Source organism: Mesorhizobium sp. B2-4-7, assembly GCF_006442685.1.
Lineage (GTDB): Bacteria > Pseudomonadota > Alphaproteobacteria > Rhizobiales > Rhizobiaceae > Mesorhizobium.
In genome coordinates this window covers 118,615-136,038 of sequence record NZ_VFVH01000006.1, presented here as the reverse complement: position 1 = coordinate 136,038, position 17,424 = coordinate 118,615, and the positions used below count along the sequence as shown (strand labels likewise).

The window sequence follows — 17,424 nt, the reverse complement described above, 5'->3', positions numbered from 1 at the left end:
ATGGTGGCCGGCACGGTGGTCCATCCGTTCAGGCGAACTGGGCTGGCGGAAGCGCGCTGGCCGGATCGTTCTTGCGAATGACCGTCGAAAGATACGATCCCTTCGCCCGCAGGAAGGCATGCAGGCGCAGTGGATAGTCCTGCGCCACGGCATGCTTGACGGACGGGCGTCCACTCAATGCCTGGCGCCAGGCCTGGACGAGCGGTTTGCCGTCCAGAATGCCGAAATCGCCGATCCGGTCGAAGGTATCGATGTAGCGGAAGACAGGGCCGTAGACTGCGTCGACGAGCGAAAAGCGCCCGCCTTCGAACCATGGTCCAGTCCGGCCGGCTTCGCCCGCCAATTCGGTCTCCACACGATCGAACATTTCCGACAGCGTCCGAGACTCGGCAAGGAATCCTGCCTCGGTCGACGCCGAATAGAACCGGCCGACGGCGTTGAGGATGGCTGAGCCATACTCGATCCAGGCACGATGCCGGGCACGGGCATAGGGGTCGGCCGGGTGGAGGGGATTGGCCTCAGTTTCTTCGAGGAATTCGAGGATGACGGCGGATTCGAAGATCACCGTTTCATCGTTCCCCCGCTGCACGCGCAGCAGCGGCACCTTGCCGAGCGGCGAGACCGCCTTGAACCAGTCAGGCTTGTTGGCGAGGTCGATGTCGACGCGCTCGAACGGCACGCCTTTCTCGGCCAGCGAGATCGCCGCACGCTGGACATAGGGGCAAAGGGGATGGCTGACGAGAATGAGGGTGTTGGCATGCTTCATCGGATTTGCCTCTCAATATCGATGCATTCGCATCTATCTAGATGCAAATGCATTGGTCGTCAAGCTTGATGCAATTGCATCTATCTCTTATGATGCCGTCATGATCGAGACAGCCATGCCATCGCCGGAGGCCATCAAGACCTGGGCACGCCTGATGCGGGTATCACGCCAGCTGGTGGAACGTGCCGAAGACGCGCTGAAGGAAGGCGGCCTGCCGCCGCTTGCCTGGTATGACGTGCTGCACGAACTCGCTGAGGCGGGCGAGGGCGGCTTGCGGCCGTTCCAGCTGATCGAACGAACCCTGTTCGCGCAGTATAATATTTCGCGGCTGCTGGCCCGACTTGAAGCCGATGGGTTTGTCGAGAAGCTGCCGGTGGCTGATGACGGCCGCGGCCAAACCGTCCGCATCACGGCCAAGGGACGAGAGACGCGCCGCCGTATGTGGGCCGTCTATGGCAGGTCGATCGCGGAGCTGGTTGGCGACAAGCTTTCGCCGCAAGAACTGAACACGGTATCGGCCTTGCTCGGGCGGTTGCGCGATCCGCCAGCCGGCGACTGAACATACGCGTTGCGCGGCTGCGGGGACACGGGAAAGACATTTCGTCATTTTGGCCTTGCGCCGATCTTCGGATTGCGCAATATGCCGAACCGTAACGTACGGTACTGAGCTCAGGCGATCTACGGCTCTACCATCAAACGGGAACAGAGCGTGTTGCAGGCAAATGCCGATATCGACAACGGCGAAGCGCTGACGGAGCGTCAGAAGGCGGTCCTGGATGCAGCGCTCCGCCTGCTGGTCGAAGAGGGCGACAATCTGACCATGACCGCAGTGGCGCGGCGGGCGAGCTGCTCCAAGGAAACGCTCTACAAATGGTTCGGCGACCGCGACGGACTGCTGACGGCGACGGTGCAATGGCAGGCCTCGAAGGTGCGGGTGACGGCGGTCGACGGCAGGGGGCTCGACCTTGCGTCGTTGGCCGCGAGCCTGGAGCGATTTGCTTCCGACTGGCTGAAGGTCATTTCCAGCGACACTTCGATCGCACTCAACCGGGTGGCGGTCGGCCATGCCGGTTCGGGCAAGGATGATCTTGGCGCGGTGGTGCTGGAGAACGGGCGCTTTGCCCTCGCCAAGCGCCTGAAGCCGGTGCTGGAGGCCGGCCGCCAGGCCGGGCTGCTCGATTTCTCGGACGCCGAGACGGCGTTCCGTACGTTTTTCGGGCTGGTCGCCCGCGACGTGCAGATCCGTCTCTTGCTTGGCGACCGGCTGGAATTGACTGAGGCGGCGATCGGCGGTGATGCCGTCCGCGCGACGCAGCAGTTTCTCGCTCTTTTCGGAGCAAAAACCGGGCCGCAAGGCCTCTGATCTTCAAACGGGAAGGAAGACAAAAATGCGCGTCTATTACGATCGTGATGCCGATCTCAACCTGATCAAGGGCAAGAAGGTCGCCATCATCGGCTATGGCAGCCAGGGCCGGGCGCATGCGCTCAACCTCAAGGATTCCGGCGCCAAGGAGATCGCCATCGGCCTCAAGGCCGGATCGGCGACCGCCAAGAAGGTCGAGGCCGACGGGCTCAAGGTGATGAGCGTGGCCGACGCCGCCAAATGGGCCGACCTGATGATGATGGCGACGCCCGACGAATTGCAGGCCGACATCTACAAAAACGAGATCGCGCCGAACATCCGCGACGGCGCGGCAATCGCCTTCGCGCATGGCCTCAACGTGCATTTCGGCCTGATCGAGCCGAAGTCGACGGTCGACGTCGTCATGATCGCGCCGAAGGGGCCCGGCCATACGGTGCGCGGCGAATACCAGAAGGGCGGCGGCGTGCCGTGCCTGGTCGCCGTCAACCAGGATGCTTCGGGCAACGCACTCGACCTCGCGCTCTCCTACGCCTGCGGCGTCGGCGGCGGCCGTTCGGGTATCATCGAGACCAATTTCCGCGAGGAATGCGAGACCGATCTGTTCGGCGAGCAGGTCGTGCTGTGCGGCGGCCTGGTGGAGTTGATCCGCGCCGGGTTCGAGACGCTGGTGGAAGCCGGCTATGCGCCCGAAATGGCCTATTTCGAGTGCCTGCACGAGGTCAAGCTGATCGTCGACCTGATCTATGAAGGCGGCATCGCCAACATGAATTACTCGATCTCGAACACCGCCGAATGGGGCGAATATGTCTCGGGGCCGCGCATCATCACCGCAGAGACAAAGGCCGAGATGAAGCGGGTGCTGAAGGATATCCAGACCGGCAAGTTCACCTCGGAGTGGATGCAGGAATACCGTGCCGGCCTGTCGCGTTTCAAGGGCATCCGCCGCAACAACGACAGCCATCAGATCGAGGAAGTCGGCGCCAAGCTGCGCGCGATGATGCCGTGGATCTCCAAGAACAAGCTGGTCGACAAGGCGAAGAACTGAGCGATCCACGCTCCAAAAGAAACGGCGCCGCGCGGCGCCGTTTTTTATTGCAGGATTGTGCGGCCTGGCTCAGCGATAGGGCGAGTAGCACTGCTGGCGTGGGCCGTTGTAGGGCTGGAAGGTGTTGTCGTAAGCGCGATACGAGCGGTATCTATTGTAGCACCACCGGACATGGGCGCTCGACAGCCGGCCGGCGCGATAGTAGCGGCGCGGCGGTGCATCGTAGTAATTGTAGTTGTTGTACATGCTGCCGAGGCCGAGCCCCAAGCCAAGCCCCAGGATCGCGGCGCTGGCGCTGTCATCATAGTAGCGGCCGCGATAATGGTGGCGGCGCCAACGCCAATCATCGCCGCCGTTCCAGCGACGACCGCTCCAGTGACGGCCGCCCCAATCGCCGCGGTTCCAATTGCCGTGGTTCCACCCGCCCGACCGGCGCCATCTCCAGTCGTTGTTGAAGCTCCGGTTGTTGCCGCCGGCCCAGCTGTCACGCACAGGCGTGACCGTCGGCGCCGCGGTGCTGGCTGGGATCGACAGCTCCGGCTGAAGGATTGGTCCGGCAGCGGATGGTGCCGTGATGCCGGAGAAGATACCGAGCGCTATCAGCCCGGATTTGACTGTGGAAGAAAAGAGCGCGTTCATTGCACTTCTCCAAGAGAACAGGCCCCACGCCGACCCTGGGATGGGCCCACTGTGGGTCTTTGCGTCTGAACGGCGGATGAACGGAAAGGTTCCCTCAACCATGGCGCGAGGCGCGCCAGGATCAATCGATTCCAGCTGGTGGTTGCCCGGCCTTGTTTTCTGCCGCGCTTGCGGGCAAAGGTCATGATATGTCGCTGCGTCTTGCAACCTTCAATGTCGAGAACCTGATGAACAGGTTCGATTTCTCCGGATACCGCAACCAGCTCAACGAGGACCGGACGCTGGCTCTCTTCGATATCCAGAGCGAGGCCGAGTACAAGATGCTGGAGCAGGCCCGCGCCATCGCGCAGTCGGACGACATGCGGCAGCTGACGGCGCTGGCCATAGCGGCCACGCGCGCGGATATCATCTGCATGCAGGAGGTCGACAATATCGAAGCCCTCAAGGCGTTCGAATATGGCTATCTTTTCAAGATGGTGGGGCAGGGCTACCGCCAGAAGTACACCGCTGCCGGCAATGATTCGCGCGGCATCGACGTCGCCGTGATGATGCGCAGCGAGACCGCGCAGGGCCAGCCCATCGAATTCGTGCGCATGACCAGCCACGCCTATGTGACCTATGAACAGTTCGGGCTGCACACGCCGGAGCTGGCGGCGCTCGGCAACCAGCCCAATGAACGCATCTTCCGGCGCGACTGCCTGGAAGTGGACATTACCGTGGGCGGCTCGCCGCTGACGCTCTATCTCGTGCACTTCAAGTCGATGGGCTCGCCCCGCAACGGGCTCGACGGGCGTGAAGCGACGATGCCGATCCGCATCGCGGAGGCGCAGGCGGTGCGCCGGATCATCGAGGAGCGCTTCGGGGCGGATCATGCAGCCGACAAGCGCTGGGCGATCTGCGGCGACATGAACGATTACCGCCAGCGCGTGAAGATCGCCGGCGACGAATTCGACGGCTATCGTTTCGAGGTGGTCGACGAGAACCTGTCCTGCATCAACGTGCTGACGGCCGGCGGTTTTTGCGAAAACGTGGTCGAGAGGCGGCCGGAAATGAACCGCTGGACCTTCTACCACACGCGTGGGCCGCAAGAGCGGCATTTGTGCCAGCTCGATTATATCCTGCTGTCCAAGGGATTGGCGGCTAAGAACGCCACCGCCGTCCCGGACATCATCCGCAACGGCCAGCCCTGGCGCACGATCTTTCCTGCCGGCCAGGAAGTGGAGCGCTTTCCGCGCGCCGGCTGGGACCGGCCGAAGGCATCGGACCATTGTCCGGTGGCGATCACGCTGGACATGGCCTGAGCCGTGAGCTTCGACCTGCCGCGCAACGTCATTTTGCCGGTCGACGCCGTCGACGTCAGGCTCGATCCCGGCCCGCATCCTTTCGCGCTGGACAACGCCGAGGCGATTGCCGCGAACTGGCAGCACGAGATCGCGGCCAACCCTGCGCTGTTCGACGGTCCCGTGGTGCTGCTTTCGCGACTTGCCTGGCGCGACAATCGCCTCGTCGGCCGGTGCCACGCGGTCAACTACTCCACCTTCATGCTCTGGCGGAAGCGGCGCGAGAATTCGGGCGCCGAGCACGCCTATGCCCATGCCATGCTCGTGGCCGGCGACAATGCGCTGGTGGCGATTCGCATGGCCGCCCACACCGTTACTGCCGGCCGCGTCTATTTCGCCGCCGGTTCCTTCGAACCGGCCGATTTTCGCGATGGCCTCGTCGATGTCGATTTCAATATGATCCGCGAGGTGCGGGAAGAAACCGGCCTCGACATTTCAGGCGCCGCACGCGGCCTGCATTACCATGCCCTGTCGACGGAAAGCGGCACGGTGATCTTCCGCCGATACCGGGTTCCCGAGCCCGCCGAGGAGATCGCGCGGCGCATCTCGGCCTTCGTCGCAACCGAGGCCGAACCGGAGATCGTCGGTCCGGTCATCATCCGCCACGCCGCCGACCTGCCGCACGGGCTGATGCCGCACATGAAGCCGCTGATCGAGTGGCATTTTGCGAACGCGGACTAAACCTTACCTTCCGTGCTGATCGCCAATGCCGGCATACGAAGGTCTGAGTGGCTGCCTGCAACCCCAAACATCGGGTGCGTGCGCGGACAATCGTCTCGATCAGGATGTGTTGCCACTGTTTGCAGGCCGCATTCTGCCTTTCGACCTCGACGCGTCGCGCGCCTATGCCGACCTCATGGTAAAGGCGAGAGCCTCAGGCAAGGCGATCGGCAATGCGGATGCCTACATCGCGGCCACGGCCGCAGCAAACGGTCTTACGGTCGCCACCCGCGACACCGGCCCATTCGCGGCCGCCGGATTGAATACGATCAATCCCTGGGAAACAGCGTCGTAGCCGCGCCTTTGCTTTCCAATCGCCTTATTCATGCCGCAGCGCGTCGATCGGGTCGAGCCTGGCGCCGCGCAGCGCCGGGAAGAAGCCGAAGACCATGCCGATCAGCGCGGAAAAGCCGACGGCGAGCAGGATGACTGCCGGGCTCGGCGCAAAGGGAATGGCCAGCGTCGCCGAGGCGAGACCGGCCAGCGAGAGCCCGATCAGGATGCCGATGATGCCGCCGAGCAGCGACAGCACCGTCGCCTCGACCAGGAACTGGATGAGGATGTGCTTTTCATGCGCGCCGATGGCGAGCCTGATGCCGATCTCGCGGGTGCGCTCGGTGACCGACACCAGCATGATGTTCATGATGCCGATGCCGCCGACCAGCAGGCTGACGCCGGCGACCGCGCCCAGCATGCCGGTCATGGTGGTGGTGGCGCTGGCCATGGCATCGGCGATCTGGGTCATGTCGCGGATCGCGAAATCGCTTTCGCGGTCGGGCGTGAGGCGTCTGGCGTCGCGCAGAATATCCTCGACGCGCGGCTGCAGCTCGCTGGTCGGGGTGCGGTCGTCGGCGGCGACGTAGATGTTGTCGATGTTGCGGTTGCCTGCAATGCGCCGCTGATAGGCATGCAGCGGCATCAACACGACATTGTCCTGGTCCTGGCCGAAGCCGGTATAGCCCTTCGGCTCGAGCAGGCCGATGATCTTGCAGGAGGTGCGGTTGACGCGGATGATTTCGCCCTCCGGGTCGCCGGCACCGAAGAACTGCTGGCGCACCGTCTCACCGATCAGGCATACGCCGGTGCCCGAGCGGGTCTCGGACTCACTGAACGAACGGCCTGAGACCAGTTTCCAGTCGCGAGCATCGAGATAGGCACTGTCGGTGCCGGTGACGCCGGAGGTCAGGCTCTCGGTACCGAAGATGACGCGGACCTGCTTCTGCGAGGCCGGCGAAATGGCGCGTGCGCCTGTCAGATGGGCAATGAGCGCGGCAAGATCCTTTTCGGTGAGCGGACGGACGACCTGGTCGAGCCCGCCCGGGCCGCCGGGACCGGCCGGGCGGCCGGAGCGCACAACCAGAAGATTGCTGCCGAGCTTGGCGATGTCGTCCTTGACCTTGGCGGTGGTGCCGGCGCCAATGGTGAGCATGGCGATGACCGCGGCGACGCCGATGACGATGCCGAGCAAGGTCAGGAACGAGCGCAGCATGTTGCGGCGGATCGAGCGCAAGGAGAGGCGGACGGTTTCCCAGAGCATTGTCAGGCCACCTCGACGGTCATGGTGTCGGAGGCGACATGGCCGTCGAGGAAGCGCACCGTGCGCTCGGCATATTCGGCGACGTCGGCCTCGTGGGTGACCATGGTGATGGTCAAGCCAAGCTCCTTGTTCAGTTGCGTCAGCAACTCCATGATCTCGTGCGTGCGGGCAGTGTCGAGATTGCCGGTCGGTTCGTCGGCGACGAGCAGCGTCGGCCTCGTGACGATGGCGCGCGCGATCGCCACGCGCTGTTGCTGGCCGCCGGAAAGCTCGGCCGGCGTGTGATGCTCGCGACCGACAAGGCCGACTTGCGCCAGCGCCTGCATGGCAAGATCGCGGCGCTCGCGGCCGGCCACGCCGCGATAGATCAGCGGCAGTTCGACATTTTCCGCCGCCGTGGTGCGCGCCAGCAGATTATAGCCCTGGAAGACGAAGCCGACATAGAGGTTGCGCAGCATGGCGCGGCGGTTGCGGTCGAGCCGGCCAGCATCGACGCCCATGAAGGAATAGGTGCCGGCGGTCGGCGTGTCGAGGCAGCCGATGATGTTCATCGCCGTCGATTTGCCGGAGCCGGACGGGCCCATGATGGCGACGAATTCGCCGCGCCGGATCGCCAGGTCGACGCCGGCCAGCGCGTGCACCTTGGCTTCGCCATGGCCGTAGCTCTTCCAGACCTTGTCGAAGGTGATGAGGGGGGCGCCCATCGCCACGGCGTCAGCTCCGCTGCTGCGAGGCCGTGATGACCTGCGCCCCCTCTGACAGGCCCGAGGTGATCTCGGTCAGCTCGCCGTCGGTCGAGCCGATCCTGACGTTGACCGGATGCGGACGGCCTTTCTCCAGCACGTAGAGCATGCGTGAGCCGTCGGTCGGCGGCGCTGCCGCCTGGCGCTGGCGATTGCCGCCGGGACGTCCCATGCGGCCGGTGAACAGGTCGCTCAGGCTCCAGCCGCGGGCGGCCTGCTGCGCAGGACGATAGCGGAAGGCGGAGGAGGGGACGGTCAGCACGTCCTTGGCCTGCCGGGTGACGACCGAAACAGTGGCGGTCATGCCGGGGCGCAGCAACAGCTCGTTGTTGTCGACCTCGAGCCGCGCATTGTAGGTGACGACGCCGTCGGTGGTGACCGAGGCGTAGGAGATGTCGCGGATCTCGGCGTCGAACGGCCGCTCCGGGAAGGCATCCACGGTGAAGCGGGCATGCTGGCCCGGCTTCACCGCGCCGATATCGGCTTCGTCGACCGCCGCCACCAGTTCCATGTTCCTGAGATCGGCGGCGATGATGAACAGCACCGGCGCCTGCAAGGAGGAGGCGACCGTCTGGCCGGGGTCGACAGAGCGCGTCAGCACGATGCCGTCGATCGGCGCATAGATGGTGCTGTTGGCAAGGTCGGTCTGCTGCGATTTCAGGTCGGCGTTGGCGATGGCGAGATTGGCCTCGGCGCTATCGAGCGCTGCCTTCGAACGGTCGCGGGTCGCGGTCGCCGCTTCGAGCGACTGGTCGGTGGCCATGCCGCGCTTGGTGAGGGCGGCGGCGCGCACGAGCGCGCTTTCATTCTCGGCCAGCGTCACGGTGGCGTCCGCGACATTGGCGGCGGCCGCCTTGGCGGATGCCTCGGCGCGTTCGATCTGCACCTGCAGCTTGGCGGTGTCGAGCGCGGCCAGCACATCGCCCTTCTTGACCTGCTGGTTCTCGTTGACCGAGACTGAACGAATGATGCCCGAGAGCTGGCTGGAAATGTCGACCTGGGTGAGGGGCTGCAAGGTGCCGGTCGCCGAAACCTCGACAGTGAGGTCGGCCTTGGCGGCGGGCGCCGTCGTATAGTCGATCTTGACCGGCGAGCCGGCATACCACTGGTAGCCGGCAAAAGCCGCGACAAGGACGATCAGTGCCAGCAGCGCATAGAGCCAGCCGCGGCGGCGATTCTTGCGCCGCCCCGTCTGGTCGAGCCCGAGCGCGGTCTCGATGGCGGAATCCGATTCCGTCTTTGGCAGATTGACAATCTGGTCCACGCCGGACCCCCTGAAGCGCAATATGTCCCTATGAGTGCACAGATCAGTGCTAATGGTTCGAATATCAAATTAAATTTCGCTCATGTTGGGATTGAGGCAGAAATTCGGATCAAAGCGGAAGGTTTCCTCCATGAGACGCGATTACTTGCTTTACGATGTGTTTACGACCGATCGGCTGGCCGGCAACCCGCTGGCGGTGGTGTTGGACAGCGGCGGACTGGACACGGCTGCGATGCAGGCTATCGCGCGCGAGTTCAACCTGTCGGAATCGGTGTTCGTGCTGCCACCGGATAATCCCAAGCACCGCGCCCGTATCCGCATCTTCACGCCCGATTATGAAATGCCTTTCGCCGGCCACCCGACCGTGGGCTCGGCGATCGCGCTGGCCGAACTGGCCGATATCGCGCTCGCTGAAATGGCCGACAATGACGGCGCTGCGAGCATTTTCGTGCTGGAGGAAAACATCGGCCCGGTGCGCTGTGCCGTCAGCAAGCACGATGGCGCCACCTTCGCCGAATTCGACCTGGCGAAGCTGCCGGAGCCGCTGAAGCTCGAAGCCGACCCGGTGGCGATCGGCGCCGCCCTTGGCCTGGCGCCGCACGAGATCGGTTTCGAGAATCACCGCGTCGCGTTCTGGTCGGCGGGCGTGCCCTATGTGACCATACCGGTGGCCAATCTGGAGGCGGCGGGCCGGATCCGGCTCGACAATCAGGCGTGGTCGGAACTGGCCCCGCGCAAGAGCGAATGGGCGTTTGCCAGTCCCTATGTCTATTGCCGAGAGACGGTGAACCACGAGAGCGCCTTCCATGTGCGCATGATCGTGCCCGGCACGCCTTCCTACGAGGACCCGGCGACCGGCTCGGCGGCGGCGGCTTTCGCCGGCGCCGTCATGCATTTCGACGCTCCGACGGATGGCGTTTCGCAGCTGTGGATCGAACAGGGGCTGGAGATGGGGCGGCCCTCGCGTATCCGCCTGGAACTAAGTGTACAGGGCGGAAAACTGGTCTCGGCGCGCATCGGTGGCAACGCGGTCAAGGTGGCGGAAGGCAAGCTGTTCGTCTGACCATCTGCGTCACTTCGGCGATTTGTCGGGAAATGATTCCGGCAGGGCTGGACAGGACCGGCATCGGCGGCTATATGCCCGCCAACGCCGGTTTTTGCCGGCCGAGTGGGTGCGTAGCTCAGTTGGTAGAGCAGCTGACTCTTAATCAGCGGGTCCACAGTTCAATCCTGTGCGCACCCACCAAATTCTTCAAAGACTTGGTGGAAAGACCCTGAATAGGCCGGTTCAATTGCCGCGCTCGTTCATCAGTGTTTGGCTGCCTTCGCAACCCGGCCGCCGTTGGCCAGGTGAGACGCGGGACTTTGCAGCTTGGTCAAAGACTACGATTGGCCGCGCCGAAAAACGCGGCTCAGAAACCTGCCGAACCGAAAAGCCATGCCGTTGTCCGCGCTCCGACCGTCGTCGGCATCAATGGCGGCCTTTCCGCCTGAGAAATCGCTGATGAGCCACCAGAAGAAAACCAGAAAAACAACGAGAATTGCGGTGTCGATCGGGCCGTAAGTTGAATATCCACTGTGCCGAAGCACACCAGCAAGCAGCACGCCGATAGTCATAGCAGCGGCAGCCGGGTGAAGCTTTTTCATCCACCAGATCTATTCGAGAATCGCTACAACCGGAAGATGTTACTTCTCCGACACGCCGGCCTCGGCAAAGCTCGCCATCCTCGCATGGCACTCCAGCGCCGAGCGGACGATGTTGACGGCGAGGCAAGCGCCGGAGCCTTCGCCGAGCCGCATGCCGAGGTCGAGCAGCGGCGGCAGGTCGAGCGCTTCGAGCAGGCCGCGGTGACCCGATTCAGCCGAGACGTGGGCGGCGATCGTATGAGCAAGGCCTGTGGAGTGCAGCTTTGCCAAAGGTGCTGCGGCTGCGGTGCAGACGAAGCCGTCAAGTAGCACCGGTATGCCCATGTGACGGGCGGCAAGCGTGGCGCCGAAGATGGCGGCGAGTTCGCGGCCGCCGAGCGCCATGGCAATCCCCAGTGGATCGGCAAGAACAGCGGCATGGCGCTCCAGGCCCGATTCGATGGCGACCACCTTGCGCTCGAGGCCGGCATCGTCGACGCCGGTGCCGCGTCCGGTCCATTTTTCGGCACCGCCGCCGAACAGCGCCGCCGAGATCGCGGCGGCCGGCGTGGTGTTGCCGATACCCATCTCGCCGAAGCAGACGAGATCGAGATCATCAGTCACCGCATCGTAGCCGGCCGAGACGGCGGCAAGAAATGCCTTGTCGTCCATCGCCGGCGTTTGCGTGAAATCGCCGGTCGGATGGTCAAGATCGAGCGGAATGACATCGAGTTCGGCGCCTGCGATGCGGGCGAGCTGGTTGATGGCCGCACCGCCGCCGGCGAAATTCGCCACCATCTGCACCGTGACTTCCGAAGGATAGGCCGACACGCCTTGGGCGGTAACGCCGTGGTTGCCGGCGAAGACGAAAACTTTCACCCGCTCGAGCCTAGGCATGTCGCGGCCCTGCCAGCGCGCCAGCCACGCGGCGATGGACTCAAGCCGGCCGAGGCTGCCCTGCGGCTTGGTCAACGTGTCCTGGCGGCGAGCGACCGCGCTCGCGGCGGCGTCATCGCCATCAGGCAGGTCGAGGCAAGCAGCGCGCAGTTCATCTAGGGATTTGAAAGGCATGGAAGGAAATTCTCCGAAACAGAGTCAGGAAAGGGCTACGGAAGCGACGAGCAGCACCGCGATTTCGCTCACCTGTTGCATAGCGCCGATCGTGTCGCCGGTCTGGCCACCGATCTGGTTGAGGCAAAGCGCGTGGAAGGCGGCAAACAGCAGTCCGAGCAGGATAAGCGCGGCGATGGCGCCGCCAAGCCCGAGCAGGAGGAGCGGGATGGCGCCGAGCACGGCGCCGGCGAGGGCAATTTCCCGCGAGACGGTGCCGGCGCCGGCCGAGAGGCCATCGTCGCGCGCCGGGGGCAAGAGATGCATGAAGGTGCCGAATACGCCGCGCGAGGCCGCATGGGCGGCCAGGAGCGCGAAGAGAGCTTGTGTGGGATCGACGAATTCCGACAGCGCGCTCCAGCGGATGAGCAGCGACAGCGCCAGCGCCATGGCGCCGTAGGCGCCGATTCGGCTGTCGCGCATGATCTCCAGCTTTCGACCGCGCGTGTTGCCGCCGCCAAAACCGTCGGCGACATCGGACAGCCCGTCCTCGTGCAGGCAGCCGGTGGTGACCGCGGTTGCAACCAGGGCAAGGGCTGCCGCCGACCCGATGGCAAGGCCAAACCGTTCCGCCGTGGCAAAGACGATGGCGCCGATCAGGCCGACGACGAGGCCGGCGACCGGGGCGGCCCAGATCGCGGCGGCAAGGCTGCGGCCGCGAAAGTCGATGACGGGCAAGGGCAGCCTGGTGAAGAAGACCAGGCAGAGGGCAACATCGCTGGGGATTTGCCGGGGCGAAAGGGTGACCTTCGGGAACTTCATGCCTCAGCCCCTTGCGATGGCATGGAAGAAGGTGCCGCTGACTTGGCCGCGCCGGTAGCCCGAGGCGCCGATCGGATTGCCTTGCCCGTCGGCGAGGTCGGCCAGGGGCTCGTCATCACCGGTAGCCGTCATCTGCGCATAATGGAATTCGTGCCCGCGGATCAGCGCGCCCCGCGGGCCGAGCGGACAGTCGGCGCGCAGCCGCGCTTCGCGATAGCCGAGGTTCATCTTGCGCTTGGCGAAGCTGGTTGAATGGCCGAGCAGGCCGAGCATTTTGTGCGTTTCGCCAGATGCATCTTCCAGAGCTTCGCCAAGCACCATGAAGCCACCGCACTCACCATGGATGGGCTTCGTCCCGGCGAACCTTGCCGTTCCTTTCCGAAAATTCGCAGCGGCGGCGAGACGGCCGGCGTGAAGCTCGGGATAGCCGCCAGGCAGCCAGCAGACGTCGCAGCTGTCGTCAGGCGCCTCGTCCGCGAGCGGCGAGAACGGAACGATCTCCGCGCCGGCCTTGCGCCAGTAGGCCGCGACGTGCGGATAGAGAAAGGTGAAGGCGGCATCCTCGGCAAGTGCGATGCGCTGGCCGGGCGGCTGCAGCGCATCGTCGAAGCTGCCGGGCTCCGGGGCGAGAGGTGTTGCCAGCGCCATGACGGCGTCGAGGTCGAGCGACTTTTCCGCCATGTCGGCCAACCGGTCGAGATGCGCCATCAGGTCATCATATTCACCGGCCTGGACGAGGCCGAGATGGCGCTCGGGCAAGTTGAGCGTGGGATCGCGCAGGATGGCGCCGACGACCGGCAGGCCGATCGCCTCGATGGCGTCGCCGGACAGCCGGCGATGGCGCTCGCTGCCCAGCCGGTTGAGCACGATGCCCGCCATGCGAACCTCCGGATCGTAGATGGCGAACCCCTTGGCGACGGCCGCTGCCGTGGTCGACTGGCCGGAAACGTCCAGCACCAGCAGCACCGGCAGGCCGTAGAGCCGCGCGAGATCGGCCGCCGAACCGCTGCGGCCCGGCGCGGCCGGAATGCCGTCGAACAGGCCCATGGCGCTTTCGAGGATAACAAAATCGGCGTCGTCGGCGGCATTTACGGCCAGTGCGTTGAGCAGCGACGGCGACATCGCCCAGCTGTCAAGATTGACGCCGGACAGGCCGGTGGCGGCGGTGTGGAAGCCGGGATCGATGTAATCGGGGCCAGACTTGGCGCCGCGTACTTTCAGGCCGCGCCGAGTGAGTGCGCGTAAAATGCCGATGGTGACGCTGGTCTTGCCCGAGCCGGAGCGCGGCGCGCCGACGATGATCGCGCGGGCGCTCACGATGCACCCGCCAGCGCCGCGCGCATGGCGACGATGCCGCCGACGACGATCAGCGCCGGTGCGGACAGGCCGGCGGCGGCGGCTTCCTCGGCGATGGTGGCCAGCGTGGCGACGACGATGCGCTCCTGCGGCGTCGTCGCGGCGACGATCACCGCCGCCGGCGTCGATGGCGCCAGCCCGCCGTCGAGCAATGCGGCCGATATCACAGGCAGATTGGCCATGCCCATGTAGACCACGACAGGCTGGCCGGTGCGCGCGATCGCGGCCCAGTCGAGATCGTCATCGGTGCCGGCGGCATGGCCGGTCGCCAGGATTACCGCCTTGTTGATGCCGCGCATGGTCGCGGGGATGCCGGTGGCGGCCAGCGCGCTGAGGCCCGAGGTGAGGCCGGGCAGGACGCGGAACGGGATGTTTTCCCGCGCCAGCGCCAGCGCCTCTTCGCCGCCACGGCCGAAAATATAGGGGTCGCCGCCCTTCAGCCTGACGACGCGGCGGCCCTGGCGCGCCAGCCGGACCAGCAGGGCGGTTATGTCGTCCTGTTTCATCGAGGGTTTTCCGCCGCGCTTGCCGGCAAAGAAAAGCTCGGCGTTTTCGGCAACCGCGACGACGTCCGGGGAGACCAGCGCATCGTAGACCAGCGCATCCGCCTCACTCAGCGCCGCCAGCACTTCCAGCGTCAGGCAGCCGGGATCGCCGGGGCCGGCGCCGGCGAGCCAGACATGGCCGGGCTCAAGCGTCCGCGGCTTGAAGTTCAGCCGGGCAAGCGCCTGTTGGAGCGCGGCGTTCTCGCCCTTATTTTTGGTGCTGTCGCTCACAATCCGTCCCGTCCGCGAAAACGCCGTTGGTAATGCGCGTCGTACAATGAACTCTCGCCAAAGCCTTCCGCCGCCAGCGAGCGGCCGACGAAGATGATGGCCGTACGCTCCATCGGGTCGGCGGCCAGTTGTGCCTCGATGGTTTCCAGCGTGCCGGTCAGCACGCGCTCGTCCGGCCAGGAGGCACGGAAGACGACCGCCACCGGGCAATCGCGGCCATAGAGCGGCGTCAGCTCGGCGACGATGCGATCGATGGCGTGGATGGCAAGATGAATGGCAAGCGTGGCGCCGGTGCGGCCGAAACCGGCCAGCGTTTCGCCAGGCGGCATTTTTGAAGCGCGGCCGGAGACGCGGGTCAGCACCAGGCTCTGGGCGACTTCGGGAATGGTCAGCTCGCGCCGCAGAGCAGCCGCCGCGGCAGCGAAAGAGGGAACGCCCGGCGTCAGCGTGTAGGGAATGCCGTGCCTTTCCAGCCGGCGGATCTGTTCGGCAACCGCGCTCCATACCGACAGGTCACCGGAATGCAGCCGCGCGACATCATGGCCGGCCTTGTGGGCGGCCAGATATTCGGCCTCGATCTCGTCGAGCGACATCGGCGCGGTGTCGATCAGCTTCGTTCCCGGGGCGCAATGCTGCAGCAATTCGGGCGCCACGATCGAGCCGGCATGGAGGCAGACCGGGCAGCTTGCCAGCAGCCGCGCGCCGCGCAGGGTAATGAGGTCGGCGGCGCCCGGACCGGCGCCGATGAAATGCACGGTCATGCCGCGTCTCCGCTGATGGCGATGGCGCAGGTGACCGGGCCGAGCACGATGCGTGGTCCCAGCAGCCTGGCGCCTTCGCCGGCGACGGCCAGCGCCGATGCTTCGGAAACCGACGGTGTGCCGGCCAGACCCTGCGAGAGGCTGGAGTTGCTGAGCGCCTTCGTCGACGCTGCTTTAAGCGCTGCCTCATCGACGACGATGACGGGAAGGTTGAGTGTGCGACCTGCGGCAGCGATCGCCTGTTCATCTTTCTTGAGCATGGCGGTGGCGAGCGACGAGAGCGCCGTCATCGCCAGCCCGTGCGCTTCGAGCGCGGTTTCTATCGCGGCAAGCACGTCCTCGACGCTTACACCCTTTCGGCTGCCGATGCCCGCGACCATCATGGCTTGATCCAACTCCATTGGGTAACCGGCATCGCCGGCCGCCAGGCCTGCATCGAACCGACAGGCGCGGCGCGGGATATGGCGATGCGGGTCAGATCGCCCCCGAGCTCGGTATGACGGGCAAGAAGCAGCGTCTCCATTTCCAGCGTCACCGCATTGGCAACGAGGCGGCCGCCGGTGCGCAGCGCCTTGATGGCGGCGGCCAGCACGCCGGCGTCGCTGCCGCCGCCGCCAATGAAAATCGCGTCTGGCGTATCGAGCCTTGCAAGCGCCTTGGGAGCGCTGCCTTCGACCACGATGAGTCCGGGAACGCCACACGCGGCAGCATTGTGGGCGATGCGGGCGGCGCGGATCGGGTCGGCTTCGATGGCAACAGCGCGCATCGAGGAATGGGCGAGCATCCATTCGATGCCGATGGAACCGGAGCCGGCGCCAACATCCCACAGCAGTTCGCCGCGCCTCGGCGCCAGCGCTGACAGCGTGATGGCGCGGATGTCATGTTTGGTGATCTGGCCGTCATGGTCGAACAGATGATCGGCGAGGCCTGATGTCAAAGGCAGGATACGCGCATCCGGACCAGATTGAATTTCGAGCGCCAGTACATTGAGCGGATTGATGTTTTCGAGGTTGAACGCATCGGCGCGGGCCGAGCGCAGGTTCTCCTTTGGCCCGCCAAGCGCCTCCAGAACCGTCAGCCGCGAGGCGCCGAAATCAAGCTCGGTGAGCAGGCGGGCGATCGCCGCCGGTGCATCGGCATCGGATGTCAGGGCCAGGATGCGTGCGTTGGGTTGCAGCAATGGCCGGATCAGGTCGATGGGGCGGCCATGCAGCGAGACGGTTTCGATGTCCTGCAGCGCCCAGCCAAGGCGAGCGGCCGCCAGCGAAATGGCCGACGGCGCGGGAATGACATGCATCTCCCGCGGCATGACCTTGCGGGCGAGGGTGACGCCGACGCCGTGGAAAAAGGGATCGCCGGAGGCAAGAACGCAAACGCGCTTGCCGGCGAGCGACAGCACGTCGTGCATCTTGGCATCGAAGGGAACCGGCCATGGGCGCGGATCGCCCTTGGCGAATGATGAGACGAGCGCCAGATGCCGCTTGCCGCCAAAGATGATTTCAGCGTCGGCGATCCGCTGCTTGGCCTCGTCGCCGAGACCGGCTACACCGTCCTCGCCTATGCCGACGATGGTGAGCCATTTTTGGTTGGCGCCGCGTAGACTCTTAGCAGGCATG

The 17,424-nt window shown here is 65.1% G+C and carries 19 protein-coding genes, 1 tRNA gene and 1 pseudogene; 8 read left to right on the top strand and 13 right to left on the bottom strand.

Going from position 1 to position 17,424, the window contains the following annotated elements:
- Positions 1 to 28 precede the first annotated feature (28 nt).
- Positions 29 to 766 (bottom strand): glutathione S-transferase family protein, encoded by a 738-nt coding sequence (locus FJ946_RS18070; RefSeq protein WP_140559568.1) that lies wholly within the window; start codon positions 764 to 766, stop codon positions 29 to 31.
- 100 nt (positions 767 to 866) lie between these two features.
- On the opposite strand from FJ946_RS18070, the gene FJ946_RS18065 reads away from it, so the two are divergent.
- The 3 genes from FJ946_RS18065 (at position 867) to ilvC (ending at position 3,174) form a co-directional block, all read left to right on the top strand.
- Positions 867 to 1,325, top strand: a complete 459-nt coding sequence (locus tag FJ946_RS18065) for a MarR family winged helix-turn-helix transcriptional regulator (protein WP_140516702.1) — start codon at positions 867 to 869, stop codon at positions 1,323 to 1,325.
- A 150-nt stretch (positions 1,326 to 1,475) separates the two neighbouring features.
- Entirely contained in the window at positions 1,476 to 2,129 is a 654-nt protein-coding gene (locus tag FJ946_RS18060; protein ID WP_140516455.1) for a TetR/AcrR family transcriptional regulator, read from the top strand.
- Between the two features lie 25 nt (positions 2,130 to 2,154).
- Positions 2,155 to 3,174 (top strand): ketol-acid reductoisomerase, encoded by a 1,020-nt coding sequence (ilvC, locus tag FJ946_RS18055; protein WP_140495398.1) that lies wholly within the window; start codon positions 2,155 to 2,157, stop codon positions 3,172 to 3,174.
- Positions 3,175 to 3,243: 69 nt separating this feature from the next.
- On the opposite strand, the gene FJ946_RS18050 is transcribed toward ilvC, so the two are convergent.
- Positions 3,244 to 3,813: a BA14K family protein gene (locus FJ946_RS18050; protein ID WP_140564196.1), complete on the bottom strand. Its 570-nt coding sequence runs from the start codon at positions 3,811 to 3,813 to the stop codon at positions 3,244 to 3,246.
- A 188-nt stretch (positions 3,814 to 4,001) separates the two neighbouring features.
- Here FJ946_RS18050 and FJ946_RS18045 point away from each other — a divergent pair, with 188 nt between their 5' ends.
- From FJ946_RS18045 to FJ946_RS18035, 3 genes and pseudogenes are all read left to right on the top strand, one after another.
- The gene (locus FJ946_RS18045) at positions 4,002 to 5,114 is read left to right on the top strand and encodes an endonuclease/exonuclease/phosphatase family protein (RefSeq protein WP_140564195.1); all 1,113 of its coding nucleotides are present in this window, start codon (positions 4,002 to 4,004) and stop codon (positions 5,112 to 5,114) included.
- Between the two features lie 3 nt (positions 5,115 to 5,117).
- Positions 5,118 to 5,834: a hypothetical protein gene (locus FJ946_RS18040; protein ID WP_140495404.1), complete on the top strand. Its 717-nt coding sequence runs from the start codon at positions 5,118 to 5,120 to the stop codon at positions 5,832 to 5,834.
- 85 nt (positions 5,835 to 5,919) lie between these two features.
- Positions 5,920 to 6,168, top strand: a pseudogene (locus FJ946_RS18035) (PIN domain-containing protein); the annotation flags it as partial.
- A gap of 24 nt (positions 6,169 to 6,192) precedes the next feature.
- Here FJ946_RS18035 and FJ946_RS18030 read toward each other — a convergent pair.
- Genes FJ946_RS18030 through FJ946_RS18020 form a run of 3 tightly spaced genes read right to left on the bottom strand, consistent with a single transcriptional unit; the run spans position 6,193 to position 9,417 of the window.
- Complete coding sequence (locus FJ946_RS18030) at positions 6,193 to 7,410, bottom strand: ABC transporter permease (RefSeq protein WP_140521160.1); 1,218 nt, start codon at positions 7,408 to 7,410, stop codon at positions 6,193 to 6,195.
- A 2-nt stretch (positions 7,411 to 7,412) separates the two neighbouring features.
- The gene (locus tag FJ946_RS18025; RefSeq protein WP_140564194.1) at positions 7,413 to 8,120 is read right to left on the bottom strand and encodes an ABC transporter ATP-binding protein; all 708 of its coding nucleotides are present in this window, start codon (positions 8,118 to 8,120) and stop codon (positions 7,413 to 7,415) included.
- Between the two features lie 4 nt (positions 8,121 to 8,124).
- Positions 8,125 to 9,417 (bottom strand): efflux RND transporter periplasmic adaptor subunit, encoded by a 1,293-nt coding sequence (locus tag FJ946_RS18020; RefSeq protein ID WP_140495412.1) that lies wholly within the window; start codon positions 9,415 to 9,417, stop codon positions 8,125 to 8,127.
- A 130-nt stretch (positions 9,418 to 9,547) separates the two neighbouring features.
- Between FJ946_RS18020 and FJ946_RS18015 the strand changes: the two genes are divergently transcribed.
- Complete coding sequence (locus FJ946_RS18015) at positions 9,548 to 10,480, top strand: PhzF family phenazine biosynthesis protein (protein WP_140495414.1); 933 nt, start codon at positions 9,548 to 9,550, stop codon at positions 10,478 to 10,480.
- A gap of 107 nt (positions 10,481 to 10,587) precedes the next feature.
- Positions 10,588 to 10,663, top strand: a tRNA-Lys gene (locus FJ946_RS18010).
- Between the two features lie 137 nt (positions 10,664 to 10,800).
- Here FJ946_RS18010 and FJ946_RS18005 read toward each other — a convergent pair.
- Genes FJ946_RS18005 through cbiE form a run of 8 tightly spaced genes read right to left on the bottom strand, consistent with a single transcriptional unit; the run spans position 10,801 to position 17,423 of the window.
- Entirely contained in the window at positions 10,801 to 11,064 is a 264-nt protein-coding gene (locus FJ946_RS18005; protein WP_140564193.1) for a hypothetical protein, read from the bottom strand.
- Positions 11,065 to 11,103: 39 nt separating this feature from the next.
- Complete coding sequence (cobT, locus tag FJ946_RS18000; RefSeq protein WP_140559570.1) at positions 11,104 to 12,114, bottom strand: nicotinate-nucleotide--dimethylbenzimidazole phosphoribosyltransferase; 1,011 nt, start codon at positions 12,112 to 12,114, stop codon at positions 11,104 to 11,106.
- A 24-nt stretch (positions 12,115 to 12,138) separates the two neighbouring features.
- Entirely contained in the window at positions 12,139 to 12,915 is a 777-nt protein-coding gene (cobS, locus tag FJ946_RS17995) for an adenosylcobinamide-GDP ribazoletransferase (RefSeq protein WP_140516437.1), read from the bottom strand.
- Positions 12,916 to 12,918: 3 nt separating this feature from the next.
- Complete coding sequence (locus FJ946_RS17990; protein ID WP_140564192.1) at positions 12,919 to 14,232, bottom strand: cobyrinate a,c-diamide synthase; 1,314 nt, start codon at positions 14,230 to 14,232, stop codon at positions 12,919 to 12,921.
- Positions 14,229 to 15,047 (bottom strand): uroporphyrinogen-III C-methyltransferase, encoded by an 819-nt coding sequence (gene cobA, locus FJ946_RS17985; RefSeq protein WP_140495562.1) that lies wholly within the window; start codon positions 15,045 to 15,047, stop codon positions 14,229 to 14,231. The genes FJ946_RS17990 and cobA overlap by 4 nt, the downstream gene beginning before the upstream one ends.
- Positions 15,044 to 15,808, bottom strand: a complete 765-nt coding sequence (gene cobM, locus FJ946_RS17980) for a precorrin-4 C(11)-methyltransferase (RefSeq protein ID WP_140495563.1) — start codon at positions 15,806 to 15,808, stop codon at positions 15,044 to 15,046. Before cobM ends, cobA begins: the two co-directional genes overlap by 4 nt.
- Complete coding sequence (locus FJ946_RS17975) at positions 15,805 to 16,191, bottom strand: cobalamin biosynthesis protein (RefSeq protein ID WP_140495564.1); 387 nt, start codon at positions 16,189 to 16,191, stop codon at positions 15,805 to 15,807. The genes cobM and FJ946_RS17975 overlap by 4 nt, the downstream gene beginning before the upstream one ends.
- Positions 16,188 to 17,423, bottom strand: coding sequence for a precorrin-6y C5,15-methyltransferase (decarboxylating) subunit CbiE (gene cbiE, locus FJ946_RS17970; protein WP_140564191.1), 1,236 nt, complete (start codon positions 17,421 to 17,423; stop codon positions 16,188 to 16,190). The genes FJ946_RS17975 and cbiE overlap by 4 nt, the downstream gene beginning before the upstream one ends.
- Between the last annotated feature and the right edge of the window lies 1 nt (position 17,424).